The 20,698-nt window shown below is 74.6% G+C and carries 1 protein-coding gene (only partly in view); it reads right to left on the minus strand.

Annotated elements, in window-relative coordinates; translation table 11 throughout:
* On the minus strand, nt 1–20,603 hold the 5' portion of the coding sequence (locus ACQEVZ_RS00010; protein WP_433359416.1) for a non-ribosomal peptide synthase/polyketide synthase. Its footprint begins 1,168 nt before the window's first position; the window shows 20,603 of its 21,771 coding nt (coding positions 1–20,603); it begins with the start codon at nt 20,601–20,603; the stop codon falls past the left edge of the window.
* Nucleotides 20,604–20,698 lie beyond the last annotated feature (95 nt).

A 20,698-nucleotide genomic window follows, 5' to 3' on the forward strand; every position in this document is an offset into this window, starting at 1 on the left:
AACTGCAGCACCCGGCTCCCCGGCGCCAGCGCGAACCGCTCCGCCTGCGCCGCGACCAGGCTCGCCAGACCCGCGTGGGTGACGACGACGCCCTTCGGCGTCCCCGTCGAACCCGACGTGTAGATGACGTACGCCGCGTGCGACGGGTGGGCCACGGCCGGCAGGGCCGTGTCCGGCAGCCGCGGGTCGGCGGGGATCGTGGACGCGTCGAGCACGACGGTGGCGTAGGCGTCGGCGAGCATGAACTGGGTCCGCTCGACCGGCAGCCCGGGGTCGATCGGCAGGTACGCGCCGCCCGCCTTCGACACCGCAAGGAGCGCGACGACGAGGTCCGCGCCGCGGGGCAGGGACACGCCGACCACGGTCTCGGGTCCGACGCCGAGGCCGGTCAGGTGCCGGGCGAGCCGGTTGGACCGCGCGTCGAGGTCGGCGAACGACAGCGACACGCCGTCGCCGACGACCGCGGGGGCGTCCGGGGTCCGCCGTACCTGCGCCGCGAACAGCTCCGGCAGCGTCGCCGGCGGGAGGTCGGCCGTCGTGTCGTTCCACGCGTGCAGGACGTGGTCGTGTTCGGCCGGCTCCCACACGTCGACCGCCGACAGCCGCACGGCCGGGTCGGTGAGGACCGAGGCGAGGACCCGCAGCCACCGCCGGCCGATGGTGGTCACCGTCGCGGCGTCGAACAGGTCCGCCGCCCCGGTCAGCGCCCCGTGCAGCCCGGCCGGTGCGCCGTCGGCGTCGAACGCCTCACCGAGGTTCAGGTCGAGGTCGAAGCGGGCCGCCGATACGGTCCCGGCGTCCGCGGTGTGCCCGCCGACCGCGATCCCGGGCAGGTCGAGGGCGGCGTCGGCGGTGTTCTGGACGGTCAGCATGACCTGGAACAGCGGGTGGCGGGCCAGGGACCGGGCCGGGGCGAGCTCCTCGACGAGCCGTTCGAACGGCACGTCCTGGTGCTCGAACCCGGCGAGGGTGGTCTCCCGCACCCTGGTCAGGACGTCGGTGAAGGTCGGGTCGCCGGTCAGGTCGACCCGCAGGACGAGGCTGTTGACGAAGAAGCCGACGAGGTCGTCGAGCGCCTGGTCGGTGCGGCCGGCGGTCGCCGCACCGATCGGGATGTCCGTCCCGGCGCCGAGCCGCGCCAGCAGCACCCCGAGCGCCGCCTGCATGACCATGAACACGGTGACGCTGTTGCCCCGGGCGACGTCCAGCAGCCGGGCGTGCAGGTCCGCCGGGACGGTCACCGGCTCCCGATGGCCCTGGTGCGTCGGCGCCGCCGCGCGGGGCCGATCGGCCGGGAGGGTGAGCTCTTCCGGCAGCCCGGCGAGGGCCTGCCGCCAGTAGCCGACCTGCCGGGCGATCCGGCTGTCCGGGTCCTCCTCGTCGCCGAGGAGGTCCCGCTGCCAGAGCGCGTAGTCCGCGTACTGGACCGGCAGCGGCTCCCAGACGGGCGCCTGTCCGGCGGTGCGGGCGGCGTACGCCGACGACAGGTCGGCGGCGAGCGGGCGGGTCGACCAGCCGTCGCCGGCGATGTGGTGGACGACGACGACCAGGACGTGCTCGTCCGTGCCGGTGCTGAACAGCCAGGCGCGGACCGGCACATCGGCGGCCAGGTCGAACCGGTGCTGTGCCGCCGCCGTCACGGCCGCCGGGAGGTCGGCCGCGGCGATGTCGGCGACGTGGAGCTGCCGGCCGAGGTCGCCGGCGGGGAGCACGAGCTGGTGCGGCCGGCCGTCGACGGCGGGGAACACGGTGCGCAGCGACTCGTGCCGGCCGATGACGTCGCGGAGCGCCGCGTCGAGGGCCGCCGGGTCGATGTCGCCGGTCAGGCCGAGGACGTCGGTGATGTTGTACGTCGCGCTGGGGCCTTCCAGCTGCCACAGGAACCACAGCCGCTGCTGCGCGTAGGACAGCGGGACGAGGTCCGGCCGTTCCCGTGGCGCGAGCGCCGGCCGGGGGCTCTCCGTGCCGGCGCGCAGCCGCCCGGCGAGGCGGGCCGGTGTCGGCGCCTCGAACAGGGTCCGCAGCGGCAGTTCGACGCCGAGGACGGCCCGGACGCGGCTCGCCAGCCGCGCGGCGAGCAGCGAGTGCCCGCCGAGGGCGAAGAAGTCGTCGTCGACGCCAGCCGTCGGGAGCCCGAGGACGTCGGCGAACGCCTGGCAGAGCAGCTCCTCGCGGACGTCGGCGGGGCGGCGCCCGGCGGTGCCGTCGAACCGGGGCTCGGGCAGCGCCTTGCGGTCGAGCTTGCCGTTGACGGTCAGCGGCAGCTCGTCCAGGGTCACGAACGCGGCCGGCACCATGTACTCCGGCAGCCGCCCCGCCACGAACTCGCGCAGGCCGTCTTCGCCGCCGACGACGTAGGCGACGAGCCGCTCCTCGCGGAGCAGGACCACCGCCTGCGAGACGCCAGGGTGCCGCTGCAGCACGGCCTGGATCTCGCCCAGCTCGACCCGGAACCCGCGCAGCTTCACCTGCTCATCGACCCGGCCGAGGAAGACGAGCTGCCCGTCGACCGTCCACCGCACAAGGTCGCCGGTACGGTACAACCGTCCGGACCCGAACGGATCCGCGACGAACCGCTCCGCGGTCAGCTTCGGCCGGTTCAGATAGCCACGCGCCAATTGCGTGCCGGACAAGTACAGCTCACCCGCCACACCAACCGGCACCGGCCGCAGGCGATCGTCCAGGACATACGCGCGGACGTTCGCCATCGGCCCGCCGATCGGCACCACGTCCCCGGGGGCGCACTCCGCCGACGTGACCGTGATGGCGGTCTCGGTCGGCCCGTACGTGTTGTACAGCCGCGCGTCCGGCAGCACCTGGAGGAACCGGTCGCGGACCGCGGCGGTCAGCTCCTCGCCACCGCTGAGCACGTGCCGCAGCGACCCGCACTCCACAGTGGACGGCTCGTCGAGCATCGCGCGCAGCAGCGACGGCACGAACTCCGCGTACGTGACCCCCTCGTCGCGGATCAGCCCGGCGAGGTAGGAGGGTTCGCGGTGGCCGCCGGGCCGGGCCACCACCAGGGTGGCGCCGATCGTCAGGGGCAGGAAGAGCTCCTCGACCGACACGTCGAAGCTCGCCGGGGTCTTGTACAGGACCCGGTCGGACGGGCCGAGCCCGTAGTCGGCGGCGAGCCACCGCAGCGTGTTCACGACGGCCGCGTGGGTGACGACGACGCCCTTGGGGGTGCCTGTCGACCCGGACGTGTAGATGACGTACGCCGGGCTGTCGGGCAGGACCTCGGCCTCGTGCCAGTCGGCGTCGGGGGCGTCCACGTCGGACAGGACGATCCGGGCGGCGGCGTCGGCGAGCATGAACTCGACCCGTTCGGCCGGCAGGTCGAGGTCGATCGGCAGGAACGCGGCGCCGGCCTGCACCACCCCCAGGGTCGCCACGATCAGGTCGAGGCCGCGGGGCAGCTGGACCGCCACCACCGTCTCCGGTCCGGCGCCGAGCCGGCGCAGGTGCGCGGCGACCCGGCCGGCGCGGGCGGCGAGGTCGGCGTAGGTGACTTCGACGCCGTCGAAGACGACCGCGGCCGCGTCGGGGTCGCGGGCGACCTGCTCGGCGAAGAGGCCGGGCAATGTGGCGGGTGGCCACCCGGCGGCGGTGTCGTTCCACCCGGTGAGGACCTGGCGGCGTTCGCCGGCGTCGAGGATGTCCACTGTGGAGATCGGTGCCGTCGGGTCGGCGAGGACCGCTTCGAGGGCCCGCACGACGCGCGCCGCCAGCGTGCTGACGGTCCCGGCGTCGAACAGGTCGGTGGAGCCGATGAGCTGGCCGCGCAGCCCGCCGGTCGTCTCCTCGACGGTCAGGTCGAGGTCGAACGTCGTCGTGACCGTGCGCGGCGGCCCGGCGACCGCCGGCGCCGCTTCTCCGCCGACGCGCACGCCGGGCAGGTCGAGGACGGCGGCGGCGGTGTTCTCGACCGCCAGCATGACCTGGAAGAGCGGGTTGCGGGACAGCGACCGTGCCGGCGCCAGCTCCTCCACCAGCAGCTCGAACGGCACGTCCTGATTACTCAACGCCGACAGACCGGACTCCCGCACCCGGCCCAACAACTCCACGAACGTCGGATCCCCCGACAGATCCGTCCGCATCACAAGCGTGTTGACGAAGAAACCGACCAGATCATCCAAACCCTCATCGGTACGACCGGCGACCACCGTCCCGATCGGCACATCCCGACCCGCACCCAACTTCGACAGCACCACCCCGAACACAGCCTGGAACACCATGAACAACGTCACGCCATACGCCCGCGCGAGATCCACCAGCCGCGCGTGCGTCCCGGCGGCCACTGTGAACGTGACCGCATGCCCCTGATAGCCGCTCGCCGCCGGCCGCGGACGGTCGAACGGCAACGCCAGCTCCAGCGGCGCACCCGCCAACGCCTCCCGCCAGAACGCCACCTGCCGCGACATCAGACTCTGCGGGTCGTCCCGGTCGCCGAGCAGCTCCCGCTGCCACAGGGCGTAGTCGGCGTACTGCACCGGCAGCGGGGTCCAGGTGGGCGCCGACCCGCCGGTGCGTGCCGCGTACGCCGCCGACACGTCTCTGGCGAGGGGGCCGGTCGACCAGCCGTCGCCGGCGATGTGGTGGACGAGGACGACCAGGACCCGCTCATCGGTGCCGTCGCCGACCAGGCTGGCCCGGATCGGCAGGTCGGCGGCCAGGTCGAAGGTGTGCCGCATGGCCGCCGCCACCGCCTCGGCGCGGTCCGCCGGCGCGACGTCCGCCAGGTGCAGCCGCCACCGCAGGTCGGCGGGCGCGATCACGTGCTGGTAGGGGCGGCCGTCGACGGCGGGGTAGACGGTGCGCAGCACCTCGTGCCGGCCGATCACGTCCCGCAGCGCCGCGTCGAGCGCCGCGGTGTCGACGGCGCCGCTCAGGTGCAGCACCATCGCGATGTTGTAGGTCGTGCTCGGACCTTCGAGCTGCTCGATGAACCAGAGGCGCTGCTGCGCGTGCGACAGCGGCATCCGCTCGGGCCGTTCCCGCGGCGTCAGCGCCGGCCGGCCCGCCGGGGCGCCCGGCAGCCCGGACGCCAGCCGGGCCGACGTCGGCGCGTCGAACAGCGCCCGCAGCGGCAGCTCGACCCCGAAGACCGCCCGGACCCGGCTGATCAGGCGGACGGCGAGCAGCGAGTGCCCGCCGAGGGCGAAGAAGTCGTCGTCGACCCCGACGGCGTCGAGGCCGAGCACCTCGGCGAACGCCAGGCAGAGCAGCTCCTCCCGGACGCCGGCCGGGGCCCGGCCGCTGCCGGCGACAGCCGCGAAGTCCGGTGCGGGCAGGGCCTTGCGGTCGAGCTTGCCGTTCGGGGACAGCGGCAGCGCGGCCACGACGACGACGGCGGCGGGCACCATGTACTCCGGCAGCCGCTCCGCGACGAACTCCCGCAGCCCGTCCGCCTCGCCGACGACGTAGGCGACGAGACGCTTCTCCCCGGCGGCGTCCTCCCGGGCGATGACGGCGACCTGCGCCACCCGCGGGTGCGTGGCGATCACGGCCTCGATCTCGCCCGGCTCGATCCGGAACCCGCGGATCTTCACCTGCTGGTCGGCGCGGCCGACGAAGGCCAGCTCACCGTCGCCGGTCCACCGGACGACGTCGCCGGTCCGGTACAGCCTGCCGCTGCCGGACGGGTCGAACGGGTCGGCGACGAACCGCTCCGCGGTCAGGGCCGGGCGGTTGACGTACCCGTGCGCCAGTTGTGTGCCGGCGACGTACAGCTCGCCGGGGACACCGGCCGGCACCGGCTGGAGACGGTCGTCGAGCACGAACAGCCGGCTGTTGGCCGCCGGCCGCCCGAACGGCACGACCGCGCCGCCGGCCGCCCGCCGCACGTCGACGGTGCCGGCGGCGACCATCACCGCCGCCTCGGTCGGCCCGTACGTGTTGACGAGGTCCCGCCCGGCCGACCACACCGCGGCCTGCCGCGCCGAGATCGCCTCGGCGCCGACCACGAGCCGGCGGACGGACGCCAGGTCCTGCGGCGTCAACGCCTCCAGCAGGCTCGGCACCACGCTGGTGATCTCGACCCGGGCGGACGCGACGAGGTCGCGCAGCAGCGCCATGTCGGCGCGCTCCGCCGCCGTCGCGACGACGAGGCGGGCGCCGGCCGTCAGCGTGACCGCCAGGTCGAGGACCGAGGCGTCGAAGCTGAACGACGCGAACTGCAGCACCCCGGCACCGGACGCGACCCCGAACACCGGCCGGAACGCCGCCGCGGAGTTCGCCAGCGCCGCGTGCGACACCGCGACACCCTTCGGCGTCCCGGTCGACCCGGACGTGTAGATGAGGTACGCGACCCGCTCCGCCGGCAGCCGGTCGGGCAGCGCCGCGTCCGCGGCGGGGGTGTCGTCGTCGAGGACCACCACCGACGCGATCCCGGTCAGCGTCCCGGACAGCGCCGCGGCGGTCGGCCGGTCGGTCAGGACGCACACCGGCGCGGCGTCGGCGACCATGAAGGCGATCCGGTCCGCCGGGTAGCCGGGGTCGATCGGCAGGTAGGCGCCGCCGGCCTTCCACACGGCGAGGATCGCCACGACCATGTCGGCGCCGCGTGGCAGGCACAGCCCGACCACGGACCCGGGCCGCACGCCCCGCGCGGCGAGGGACCGGGCGAGCCGCCCGGCCCGGCGCTCCAGCTCCCGGTACGTCACCGCGACGCCGTCGCACAGCACCGCCGTCGCGTCCGGGGTCCTGGCCGCCTGCGCCGCGATCTGCTCCGGCACCGTTTCGGACGGGATCGCCGCCGCCGTGTCGTTCCACCCGGCCAGGACCCGGTCGACGGTCACGGCGTCCAGGACGGGCACCGCCGGCAGCGGGGTCGGCACGCTCGACTCGAGGGCGGTCACCAGGCCGGTGACCGCGGTGGCCAGCATCGCGAGGACGGCGTCGGGGTCGATCCCGGCGGTGGCCTCCACGACCAGCCCGAAGCCGTCGCCGATGTCGTCGACGGCGACCGACAGCGGGTAGCTGGTCCGCTCACGCAGCAGCAGGTGTGTGACGCCGCTGTCGGGCTCGCCGGTCTGCGCGGTGCCGCGGGTGTTGTGCCGGTAGTTGAACAGCGTCGTGAACAGCGGGACGTCGGCCGGCACGCCACTCGCCCGCTGGGCGACGGCGAGCGGGGTGTGTTCGTGTTCGAGGAGCCCGGCGAGCTGCGCGCGCATGGCGGCGACGGCACCGGCGGCGTCGAGGTCGCCGGTCTGGACCCGCACCGGCAGGGTGTTGATGAACAGGCCGGGGACCCGGTCGGCGCCGGCGCCGGCGTTCATCCGGCCGAACAGCAGCGTCCCGAAGACGACGTCGTCGCGGGCCGCGATCACGGCGAGTACCCGCGACCAGGCGACGTGCATGACGGTGGCCGGGCTGGCGCCGAGCCGACGGGACACGTCCCGCAGCCGGGCGCCGACGCCGGGGTCGAGGTCGGCGTGCGCGATGGCGATCGCGGTGCCGTCGCCCCGCACGTCGGTGACCCCGAACGCCACGGTGGGCTCGTCGACGCCCGCCAGGACGTCGCGGAAGTGTGCCTCGTGGGCGCCGCGGGCGAGGGCGGCCCGGGCCTGGGCGACGAAGTCGCGGAACGGCAGCGGCGCCGTCAGCTCCGCGGCCCAGCCGGCGAGGATCGCCCGCACCTCCGTGTAGACGGTCTGCGCCGCGGTGTGGTCCTCCACCAGGTGGTGGATGCGCACCATCGCCAGCCACCGGCCGCCGTCCGTCTCGGCGGTGTGCACGTCGACGAGCGGCGCGCGGCCGAGGTCCATCGCCAGCCCGACCGCCGCCACCAGGTCCTCGGCGCCGGTCGTGCCGCCGACCTCGGTGACGGGCAGGGTCGCCGTCCGCCACACGACCTGGACCGGTTCCCGCAGCCCGGACCACACCACCGAGGTACGGAAGACGTCGTGCCGGTCGACGACCTGCTGCAGCGCTGCGGTGAACGCGTCGAGGCGGGCCCTGTCCGGCAGTTCGAAGACCCGGGCGACGGCGTAGACGTCGTCGCCGCCGTCGGCCAGGAGGTGGTGGAACAGGATCCCTTCCTGCAGCGGTGCGAGGGGGTAGATGTCGGCGATGTTGGCCGCGCCGCCGTCGACGGTGCCGGCGACGGCATCGATCTCCGCCTGGCTCAGGTCGACCAGGGACAGCATGTCCGGGGTGATGCGTTGCGCGCCGTCCGGGATCCGGTTCGGCGGCACGGCGACGGCCGGGGCGGCGGCGGTCGCGGCCAGCCCGGCGGGGGTCGGCGCGTCGAACAGGCGGCGGACGGAGACCTGGACGCCCTGGACGCGGAGCCGTTCGACGAGCCGGACGGCGAGGAGCGAGTGCCCGCCGAGGGTGAAGAAGTTGTCGTCGACGCCGACCGCGCCGACGCCGAGGACGTCGGCGAACGCCTGGCAGAGCAGCTCCTCGCGGACGTTCGCCGGGCCGCGGCCGGAGCCGCCCTCGAAGTGCGGTGCGGGGAGCGCCTTGCGGTCGAGCTTGCCGTTGACCGTGAGCGGCAGCGCGTCCAGGGTCACGAACGCGGCCGGCACCATGTACTCCGGCAGCCGCCCCGCCACGAACTCCCGCAGCCCGTCCGTGCCGCCGACGACGTAGGCGACGAGCCGCTCCTCGCGGAGCAGTACCACGGCCTGGGACACGGCCGGGTGCCGCTGCACGACGGTCTGGATCTCACCGAGCTCGATCCGGAACCCGCGCAGCTTCACCTGCTCGTCGGCCCGGCCGAGGAACACCAGTTGCCCATCGTCGGTCCAGCGCACCAGGTCGCCGGTGCGGTACAGCCGTCCGGGCCCGAACGGGTCCGCCACGAACCGCTCGGCGGTCAGCTTCGGCCGGTTCAGGTAGCCGCGGGCCAGTTGGGCGCCGCCCAGGTACAGCTCGCCCGCCACACCGACCGGCACGGGCTGCAGCCGGTCGTCGAGGACGTAGGCGCGGACGTTCGCCATCGGCCCGCCGATCGGCACCACCCCACCGGGTCCGCACTCCCCCGACGTCACGGTGATCGCTGCCTCGGTCGGGCCGTACGTGTTGTGGAGCCGGGCATCCGGCAGCACCTCGAAGAACCGGTCCCGGACGGCGGTGGTCAGCTCCTCGCCGCCACTGAGCACGTGCCGCAGCGACCGGCACTCCGCGGTCGACGGCTCCTCCAGGAGCGCCCGCAGCAGCGCCGGCACGAACTCCGCCGCCGTCACCCGCTGGTCCCGGATCAGGCCGGCGAGGTAGTCCGGCTCACGGTGACCGTCGGGGCGGGCGACCACCATCGTCGCGCCGAACGTCAACGGCAGGAACAGCTCCCAGACGGAGACGTCGAACCCGACCGGCGTCTTGAACAGGATCCGGTCGGACGAGCCGAGGTCGTACTCGTCCGCCAGCCACCGCAGCGTGTTCACCACCGCCGCGTGCGGCACGACGACACCCTTCGGGGTGCCCGTCGACCCGGACGTGTAGATGACGTACGCCGGGCTGTCGGGCAGCACCTCGATCGACCGGTAACCGGCAGCCGGCACGTCCACGTCGGACAGGACGATCCGGGCACCCGCGTCGGCGAGCATGAACCCGACCCGCTCCGCCGGCAGATCCAGGTCGATCGGCAGGAACGCCGCACCGGCCTTCACCACACCGAGGACCGCCACCACCAGGTCCACGCCCCGCGGCAGCCGTACACCCACGACCGACTCCGGACCGACGCCCAGACCCTGCAGGTAACCGGCGACCCGGTCGGACCGCGCGTCGAGGTCGGCGAAGCTCACCGACGTGCCCTCGAACACCACCGCGGTCGCGCTGGGGTCCCGGGCCACCTGGATGGCGAACAGCCCCGGCAGTGTCTCGGCCGACCCGGCGGTGGCGGTGTCGTTCCACTCCAGCAGCACCCGGTCGAGCTCGGCGGTGTCGAGCACCCCGATCTCCGCCAGGGGCGTCGGCGCGCCACGTTCCAGGGCGGCGACGAGCTGGCCGGCGGCCGTGTGCAGCATGCCGGCGACGGCCTGCGGGTCGATCGGCCGGGCGGCGTCGACGGTCACCGCGAGCCGGGTGCCGTCGTCGTCCACGGTCACGGTCAGCGGGTAGTTGGTCCGCTCGCGGAACAGGACCGTCCGGACGCCCTGGAATCCGCTCGATCTCGCGTCGCCGCCGGTGTTGTGCCGGTAGTCGAAGAGGGTGGCGAACAGCGGCGCGTCGCCCGGCACCTCGCTGACCCGCTGGGCGAGGGCGAGCGGGGCGTGCTCGTGTTCGAGGAGCCCGGCGAGCTGGCGCCGCATCGCGTCGACCGCCGCCGTGACGTCGAGATCGCCGGTGCGGACCCGGACCGGCAGCGTGTTGATGAACAGGCCCGGCACCCGGTCGGATCCGGCGCCGGCGTTCATGCGGCCGAACAGGACCGTGCCGAACACGACGTCGTCCCTGCCCGAGACGACGGCGAGGACCCGGGACCAGGCGACGTGCATGACCGTCGCGGGGCTGACCCCGCGCCGCCGGGCGACCTCCCGCAGCCGTGCCGTCAGTGCCGGGTCGACGCCCGTGCCGGCGCGCACGACGTCCGAGCCGTCCCCGCGGACGTCGCTGACCCCGAACGCCGCCGTCGGCTCCTCGACACCCGCCAGCAGCTCACGGAAGTACACCTCGTGCCGCCCATCCGCGAGCCCGGCCCGCGACTGCGCGACGAAGTCCCGGAACGGCAACGGATCCGGCAGCTCGTCGGCCCGCCCGGCAAGAACCGCGTCGATCTCACCGATCACCACATCGAGCGCCGTGTGGTCCTGCACCAGGTGGTGCACGCGCAACAATCCCAGCCAGTGTCCGGCGTCGGTCCGCGTGACGTGCAGGTCCAGCAGCGGCGCCCGGCCCAGGTCCATCGTCAGCCCGACGGCCGCCAGCAGCTCGTCAGCGCCCGTGGTGCCCTCGACCTCGGTCACCCGCAGCGTCGCGGCGCGCCAGACGACCTGCACCGGCTCCGGCAGCCCCGCCCACACGAACGACGTCCGGAGGATGTCGTGGCGGTCGACGACCCGCTGCAGCCCCGCGGCGAACGCGTCGAGACGGTCGCGGTCCTCGAACTCGAGGACGAACGGCGTGACGTAGGTGTCTTCGCCGCCGTCGGCGAGCAGGTGGTGGAACAGCAGGCCTTCCTGCAGCGGGGCGAGCGGGTAGATGTCGGCGACGTTCGCCGCGCCGCCGTCGACGGTACCGACGACCGCATCGATCTGCGTCTGGCTCAGCTCGACGAGCGGCAGCATGTCCGGGGTGATGGTCCGCGCGCCGGCGGGGATCAGGTTCGCCGGCACGGTGACGGCCGCTCGAACAGCGACGCCCGCGAGCCCGGCCGGGGTCGGCGTGAGGAACAGCGCCTTCACCGACACCGAAACGCCGCGGACCCGCAGCCACTCGACCAGCCGCACCGCGAGCAGGGAGTGGCCGCCGAGGGTGAAGAAGTCGTCGTCGACCCCGACACCTCGGACGCCGAGGACCTCGGCGAACGCCTGGCAGAGCAGTTCCTCGCGGGCGTTGGCGGGGCCGCGCCCGGTCCCGGCCGTGAACTCCGGCGCCGGCAGCGCCTTGCGGTCCAGCTTGCCGTTGCGGGTGACCGGCAGCGCGTCGAGTGTCACGAACGCCGACGGCACCATGTACTCGGGCAGCCGCTCCGCCGCGAACTCCCGCAGCCCGTCGGCCGCGCCGACGACGTAGGCGACGAGCCGCTGATCCGCGGTCGCGACCACCGCCACCTGCTCGACGGCAGGGTGCGCGGCCAGGACCGCCTGGATCTCACCGGGCTCGATCCGGAACCCGCGGACCTTCACCTGCTCGTCCGCCCGGCCGAGATAGACGACGTCACCGTCGGCGGACCAGCGGACCACGTCACCGGTGCGGTACAGCCGCTCCCCGCTGCCGTACGGGTCGGCGACGAACCGCTCGCCCGTCAGACCAGGCCGACCCGCGTAGCCGCGGGCGATCTGGACACCCGCCAGATACAGCTCACCGGCGACACCCACCGGCACCGGGGCGAGCCGGTCGTCCAGGACGTAGACACGGGTGTTGAACACCGGCCTGCCGATCGGCACCACCGAAGAACCGTCCGGCCGCACCTCGAACTCCGTGACGTCCACGGACGCCTCCGTCGGGCCGTACAGGTTGAACAGGCCGACGCCCGGCAGCACCTCGAAGAACCGGTCGCGGACCGCGGTGCCGAGGGCCTCACCGGAGCAGATGACCCGCCGCAGCCCGGTGCACTCCGCCGACTCCGGATCGGCCAGGAACGCCTCCAGCATCGACGGGACGAAGTGGACGGTGTCGACGCGGTCATCGCAGATCAGCGCCGCGATGTAGGACGGGTCCCGGTGACCGCCGGGCTTCGCGATCACCATCGTCGCGCCCTGAATCAACGGCCAGAACAGCTCCCACACCGACACGTCGAACCCGAACGGCGTCTTGTGCAACACCCGATCGCCCGCTGCCAGCCCGAACCGGGACTGCATCCACACCAGACGGTTCACGATGCCCTCGTGCGGCACGACAACACCCTTGGGCAGACCGGTCGAGCCGGACGTGTAGATGACGTACGCAGCCTGAGCGGGCAGCACCTCGACGCCGGGATCGGTGTCCGGCCAGTCCTCAGCGGTGACGTCAGTCAGCACGCAGACGGCGTCTTCGCTCATGTACGCGACCCGCTCGGCCGGCAGATCCGGATCGATCGGCAGGTACGCCCCTCCTGCCTTCACCACCGCCAGCAACGCCACCACCAGGTCCACCCCACGCGGCAGGCACACACCCACCACGGCATCCGCGCACACACCCTCGGCGATCAACCGGCGCGCCAGACGATTCGCGCGGCGGTCCAGCTCCGCGTACGACACCGACGAACCCTCGAACACCAACGCCGGCGCATCCGGGGTCCGAGCCGCCTGCGCCGCGAACAGCGAGGGCAGCGTTGCCGCCGGCACGTCCGCGGCGGTGTCGTTCCACGCCCGCAGGACCAGGTCCAGCTCCGCCGGGTCCAGCACGCTCACCGCCGACACCGGCGCCGACGGGTCCGCCAGCAACGACGCCAGGACCCGCGCCCACCGCTCCCCCAGCACCGCCACGGACCCGGCGTCGAACAGGTCCGCCGACCCGATCAGCACGCCGTGCAGCCCCGCCGGGCGGCCGTCACCGTCGAACGCCTCGGTGACACTCCACTCGAGGTCGAACTTCGCCGCCGTGACCGCGGACGCCGGTCCGCCCTGACCGTCCACGCCGGCGCCGGGCAGGTCCAGGGTCGCGCCCGCGGTGTTCTGCACCGTCAGCATCACCTGGAACAGCGGGTGCCGGGCGAGGGAGCGGACCGGTGCCAGCTCCTCGACGAGCAGCTCGAACGGCACGTCCTGGTGCTCGAACCCCGCCAGGGTCGTCTCCCGCACCCGGGCGAGCAGCCCCGCGAACGTCGGATCGCCCGAGACGTCCGTCCGCACAACGAGCGTGTTGACGAAGAACCCGACCAGATCGTCCAAGGCCTGATCGGTACGCCCAGCGACGGCCGCGCCGATCGGGATGTCCGTGCCCGCACCCAGCTTCGACAGCAGCACCCCGAGACCGGCCTGCAGCAGCATGAAGACGGTCACGCCCTCCGCCCGCGCCACGGCGAGCAGCCGCGCGTGCGTGGCCGCGTCGAGCCGCACCGGGACCACGTGCCCGCGATACCCGGCGACGGCCGGACGGCGCCGGTCCGTGGGAAGGGTCAGCTCTTCCGGGGTCCCGGCGAGGGCATCGCGCCAGTAGGCGACCTGCCGGGCGATGACACTGTCCCGGTCGTCCTCGGACCCGAGCAGGTCACGCTGCCAGAGCGCGTAGTCGGCGTACTGCACCGGCAGCGGCCGCCACGCCGGGGCGTGACCGGCCAGCCGGGCCCGGTAGGCCGTGGAGACGTCGGCGGCGAGCGGGCCCCGGGACCAGCCGTCGCCGGCGATGTGGTGCACGACCACGGCGAGGACCGTCCGGCCGCCGCCGGTGAGCAGCCACGCCCGGATCGGCGGCTCGACGGCCAGGTCGAAGGCGTGCCCGACCGCCGCCTCGAGGTCGGCGACGTCGCCTCGATGGAGGTCCCAGTCGAGGTCCTCGACGGGGATCACGCGCTGCAGTGGCTCGCCGTCGACGGTCGGGAACACGGTGCGCAGCACCTCGTGCCGGCCGATCACGTCCAGCAGGGCGGCGGCGAGGGCGTCCGCGTCGACGTCGCCGGCGAGGCCGAGGACCATCGGAAGGTTGTACGTGGGGCTCGGCCCGTCGAGCTGCCCGAGGAACCACAGGCGGCGCTGCGCGTAGGACAGCGGCAGCCGGTCGGGCCGCTGGTGGGGCTCCAGCGCGGGACGGGCCGCCGCGGCGCCCGGCAGCCGGCGCGCGAGCCCGGCCGGGGTCGGCGCCTCGAACAGGGCGCGCAGCGGCAGCTCCACGCCGAAGACCGCCCGGACGCGGCTCGTCAGCCGCACCGCGAGCAGCGAGTGGCCGCCGAGGGCGAAGAAGTCGTCGTCCACGCCGACGGCGTCGATGCCGAGGACCTCGGCGAAGGCGAGACACAGCAGGGCCTCGCGGACGTCGGCGGGGCCGCGGCCGGTCCCGGCGTTCGCGGCGAAGTCGGGGGCCGGCAGCGCCTTGCGGTCCAGCTTCCCGTTCGGCGACAGCGGCAGCGCGGCGAGCACGACCACGGCGGCGGGGACCATGTACTCGGGGAGCCGCTCGGCGGCGAACCCGCGCAGCGTCGCCGGCAGGCCGGTGCTCCCGGCGGCGCCGTCGGCGGGCACGACGTAGGCGACGAGGCGCTTGTCGCCACCGACGTCCTCGCGGGCGACGACGGCGGCCTGGGCGACCCGCGGGTGCCCGACCAGGACCGCCTCGATCTCACCGGGTTCGATCCGGAACCCGCGGATCTTCACCTGCTGGTCGGCACGGCCGAGGTACACGAGTTCGCCGTCGGCGTTCCAGCGCACGACGTCGCCGGTCCGGTACAGCCGTCCGGGCCCGAACGGGTCGGCGACGAACCGCTCGGCCGTCAGTCCGGGCCGGTTCACGTACCCGCGCGCGACACCGCAACCGGCGAGGTACAGCTCACCGGCGACCCCGGCGGGCGCCGGCGTGAGGCGTTCGTCGAGGACGTACGCCCGGGCGCCGCCGATCGGCCGCCCGATCGGCGGGACGGAGCGGGTGGTCCCGTCGTCGTGCCATGCCGTGGCGTACACCGTCGCCTCGGTCGGGCCGTAGATGTTCGCGACGGCCGCGCCCGGCACGGCGGTCTTGATGGTGTCCAGGACCGGCGCCGACAGACCCTCCCCGGCCAGGACGATCGCGTCGGCGGAGACCGAGCCGACGACCGGCACCAGCGCCGACGGCACCGCGCTGACCAGGGTCACGTCGTCGATCGCGGTGTCCGCGAGCGCGAGGAGGTCGTCGACGACCCGGACCGACCCGCCGCAGCACAGCGGGCCCAGCAGCTCGAACACCGACACGTCGAAGCTCAGCGACGTCGCCGCCAGCACCCGCCCGAAGCGGTCGCCGAAGCGGGCGGCGGCCCAGGTCACCAGCGCCGCCACGGATCGCTGCTCGACCACGACGCCCTTCGGCACGCCGGTCGACCCGGACGTGTACATCACGTAGGCCGCGCACCCCGGGCCCGCGGCCACCGGCACCGGCCCGCCGGCGGTCGGCGGCAGGTCGTCGACGGCGATGACCGGGACGGCGGCGGCGTCGAGGGCGGGGAAGCCGGCCGCGGTGAGCACGCACACCGGTGCCGCGTCGGCGAGCATGAACGCGATCCGCTCCGCCGGGTACGCCGGGTCGACGGGCAGGTAGGCGCCGCCGGCCTTCCACACGCCGAGGACCGCGGCGACCATGTCCGCGCCGCGCGGCAGGCACAGCGCCACCACCGACTCGGGTCCGACGCCGGCGCCGGCGAGGGCCCGCGCCACCGTGTCCGCGCGGGCGTCCAGCTGCGCGTACGTGACGACGGCCGGGCCGCACAGCACCGCCGGCGCGTCCGGGGTCCGTGCCACCTGGGCGGCGAACAGTTGCGGGACCGTCGCGTCCGGCGCGGCGAACCCGGTGTCGTTCCACTGCCGCAGCAGGCGGTCCAGGTCGGGTCCGGCGAGGACGCCGACGGCCGGCAGCGGCAGCCCGGGGTTCTCGTCGAGGGCCGCCACGAGGTTGCCGACGGCGGTGCGGAGCATCCCGGCGACGGCGTCGGGCTCGATCGGCCCGACGGCGTCGACGACGATGCCGAACCCGGCGGGGTGGTCGTCGACCGACACGGTCAGCGGGTAGTTGGTGATGTCGCGGGAGTACAGCTTGCGGATGCCGGCGAACCCGCCGCCGTCCGGGTCGCCGCCGGCCTGGTACCGGTAGTTGAACAGGGTGGTGAACAGCGGCTCGTCGGCCGGGAGTGCGCTGGCCCGCTGGGCGGTGGTGAGCGGGGCGTGCTCGTGTTCGAGCAGTCCGGCGAGCTGGGTGCGCATCGCGGCGACGGCCCCGGCGACGTCCTGGCCGGCGGTGTCGACGCGGACCGGCAGCGTGTTGATGAACAGGCCGGGTGCGCGGTCGGCGCCCGCGCCGGCGTTCATCCGCCCGAACAGCACGGTGCCGAAGACGACGTCGTCGCGGTCGGCGACGACGGCGAGGAGCCGCGCCATCGCCACGTGCAGCAGCGTCGCCGGACTCGACCCGAGCCGCCGGGCGGCGTCGCGCAGCCGGGCCGAGACGGCGGGGTCGAGCTCCGCGTGGGCGCGCCGCATGCCGGTGCCGGCGCCGCGCACGTCGGTGACGCCGTAGGCGACGGTCGGCTGGTCGACGCCCTCGAGAAGGCCGCGGAAGAACGCGTCGTGGTCGCCGGTGGCGGCCGCGGACCTGGTCTGGGCGACGAAGTCGCGGAACGGGCGCGGCGCCGGCAGCGTCGCGGCCCGCCCGGACAGCACCGTCTGGATCTCACCGAGCACGACGTCGAGGGCGACGTGGTCCTGCACGACGTGGTGGCCGCGCAGCAGCCCCAGCCAGCGGCCGCCGGGTGCCTCGGCGACGTGCAGGTCCAGCAGCGGCGCCCGGCCCAGGTCCATCGACAGGCCGACCGCGGCGAGGAGGTCGTCGGCGCCGGCCGCCGGGCCGGTCTGCGTGACGGGCAGCGTCGCCGACCGCCACACGACCTGGACCGGTTCGCGCAGCCCGGACCACACGACGGAGGTGCGCAGCACGTCGTGCCGGTCGATGACCCGCTGCAGCGCGGCCGCGAACCGGTCGAGGCGGTCGCGGTCGGCGAACTCGAGGACCGTCGGCGCGACGTACACGTCGTCCTCGCCGCCGCCGGCGAGGAGGTGGTGGAACAGGATGCCCTGCTGCAGCGGGGCCAGGGGGTAGATGTCGGCGACGTTCGCCGCGCCGCCGTCGACGGTGCCGACGACGATGTCGATCTCCGCCTGGGTCAGGTCCGCGAGGGGCAGCATCTCCGGGGTGATGGCCGGCGCGCCGGTGGGGATCAGGTTGGCGGGGACCTCGGTCGCCGCCGTGCCGGCCGCCGCGGCGAGCCCGGCCGGGGTCGGCGTGAGGAACAGCGCCCGAACGGACACGGCCACACCGCGGACCCGCAGCCACTCGACGAGGCGGACGGCGAGCAGGGAGTGCCCGCCGAGGGTGAAGAAGTTGTCGTCGACGCCGACCGAGTCGAGGGCGAGCAGCTCGCCGAACGCCTGGCAGAGAATCTCCTCGCGGGCGTTCGCAGGTCCGCGGCCGGCGCCGCCCGCGAAGACCGGCTTCGGTAGTGCCCTGCGGTCGAGCTTGCCATTGGCGGTCAGCGGCAGCGCCTCGAGGACGACGACGACGGCGGGCACCATGTGCTCGGGCAGCCGCGCGGCGGCGTGCTCCCGCAGCGCCGCGCCGTCGGCGGTGCCGGTGACGTAGCCGACGAGGCGCCGGTCACCGGGGGTGTCCTCGCGGACGACGACCGTGGCCTGGCCGACCTGCGGGTGGCCGGCGAGGACGGCCTCGATCTCGGCGGGCTCGATCCGGAACCCGCGCAGCTTCACCTGCTCGTCGGACCGGCCGAGGTAGACCAGGTCCCCGCCGGCGGTCCAGCGCACGACGTCGCCGGTCCGGTAGAGCCGGCCACTGTCGCCACTGCCGAAGGGGTCGGCGACGAACCGGTTCGCGGTCAGGCCGGGCCGGCCGGCGTAGCCGCGGGCGACCTGGGCGCCGCCGATGTACAGCTCCCCGGCGACCCCGGCCGGCACCGGCCGCAGGCGCTCGTCGAGGACGTACAGGCGGGTGTTGGCGATCGGGCGGCCGATCGGCACGACGTCGCCGTCGATCGGCTGTCCCGCCGTCACGCGGTGCACGCAGCACCCGACGACGGTCTCCGTCGGACCGTACTCGTTGACCACCACCGAATCCGGTGCCCGGTCCAGCCACCGGCGGACCGGGCCCGCCGTCAGCGCCTCGCCGCCGACGACGAGGACCCGCGCGGCCGCCGGCACCGTGACCAGCTCGGCGAGCAGGGGCAGATGCGCCGGCACGACCTTGAGCACGTCGAACCCGGCGGTGGCGTTGACCAGGTCGGCGAGGGCCTCGGGCCCGCCTCCGGCGGCGACCACGACCGGCGACCCGGTGATGAGCGGCACGACGACGCTCGTCACGGTCAGGTCGAAGGCGAGCGAGGAGTGCAGGACCACGCCGCGGCCCGCCGGCCCGTACTCGGCGGCGGCCCATTGCGCGTAGTTGGTCAGGCCGCCGTGGGTGACGGCGACGCCCTTCGGGGTGCCGGTGGAGCCGGACGTGTAGATGACGTACGCGAGGTGGTCCGGCAGGATCCGCACCGCGGGGGCGCTGCCGGGCAGGCCGGCCAGGTCCGGGTCGTCGGGGTGCACGACCGGTACACCGGGCGCCGCCACGGGACCGTCGGACACGACGCAGACCGCGCCCGCGTCGGCGAGCATGAAGCCGATCCGCTCGGCCGGGAACGCCGGGTCGACGGGCAGGTAGGCACCGCCGGCCTTCCACACCGCCAGCAGCGCGACCACGACGTCGACGCCGCGGGGCAGGCACAGTCCCACGACCGAGTCGGGGCCGACCCCGGCGGCGGCCAGCCGGTGGGCGAGCCGGTTCGCGCGGGTGTCCAGGTCCACATAGGACAGTGCGACACCGTCGCGCACGACCGCGGCCGCGTCCGGGGTCCGCGCGACCCGCTCGGCGAACAGCGCGGGGACGAGGTCGGCCCGCAGCGGCGTCGCGGTGTCGTTCCAGCCGGTGAGGAGCAGGTCGCGCTCGGCCGGGTCGAGGACCTGCACCGCGGACAGCGGCAGCGCCGGGTCGGCGGCGACCGCCGCCAGGACCCGGACCCAGCGCCGGGCGATCGACGCCACCGACGCCGCGTCGAACAGGTCCGCCGAGCCGGTGACCCAGCCCCGCAGCCCGGCCGGCGCGCCCGCGGCGTCCTCGATCTCAGCGACCGTCAGGTCCAGGTCGAACTTCGCCGTCGCGTGCTCCGTGGCGACGCCGGCCGCGTCCAGCCCCTGCAGGTCGAGGGCGGCGTTCGCGATGTTCTGCACGGTCAGCATGACCTGGAACAGGGGGTGCCGGGCCAGGGACCGGGCCGGGGCCAGCTCCTCGACGAGCCGTTCGAACGGGACGTCCTGGTGCGCGAACGCGCCCAGGCTCGTGGTGCGGACCCGGGCGAGGATCTGCTCGAACGTCGGGTCGCCGGTCAGGTCGGTCCGGATGACGAGGGTGTTGACGAAGAACCCGACCAGGTCGTGCAGCGCCTCGTCGGTGCGCCCGGCGACGGCCGAGCCGGTCGGGACGTCGTAGCCGGCGCCGAGCTTGGACAGCAGGACCGCCAGGGAGCCCTGCAGCAGCATGAACATGGTGACGCCCTGCGCCCGGGCGAGGCGGGCCAGCCGCGCGTGCAGGTCGGCGGGCACCTCGACCGGGACCTGGTGGCCGCGGTGGCCGGCGACGAGCGGGCGCGGCCGGTCCGCGGGCAGCGTCAGCTCCTCCGGCGCCCCTTCGAGGGTCTCGCGCCAGTACGCGACCTGCCGTGCGATGAGGCTGTCCGGGTCGGACTCGTCGCCGAGCAGCTCCCGCTGCCAGAGGGCGTAATCGGCGTACTGGACCGGCAGCGGTTCCCAGTCCGGGGCCCGGCCGGCGCGGCGGGCGGCGTACGCGGTGGACAGGTCCCGCGCCAGCGGCGCCTTCGACCAGCCGTCGCCGGCGATGTGGTGCATCACCACCATCAGCACGTGCTCGTGCGGCCCGGACGAGATCAGCGTGGCGCGGATCGGGATCTCGGCGGCGAGGTCGAACACGTGCCCGGCGGCCGCGTCCACCGCCGCCGGCACGTCCGCGGCGGCCACCTCGACGACGCGCAGGGTCCGGTCGAGGTCCTCGAGCGGGACGATCCGCTGGTGCGGCTGCCCGTCGGCGACCGGGAACACGGTCCGCAGCACGGCGTGCCGGCCGATGACGTCGCGCAGCGCCGCGTCCAGCGCCCCGGCGTCGATGACTCCGGTCAGCCGGAGGGTGATCGGGACGTTGTACGTCGCGCTGGGGCCTTCCAGCTGCCCGATGAACCACAGCCGCTGCTGCGCGTACGACAACGGGATCATCAGGATTCCTCCGAGACGTGCATCAGCCGCAGCGCCGGCCGGATCGGCTTCCCGGTGTCCTGGTGCCGGCCGGCGAAACCGCATTCCCACCGGTG

The sequence above is a fragment of the Dactylosporangium sp. CA-152071 genome, from assembly GCF_050936335.1.
Lineage (GTDB): Bacteria > Actinomycetota > Actinomycetes > Mycobacteriales > Micromonosporaceae > Dactylosporangium > Dactylosporangium maewongense.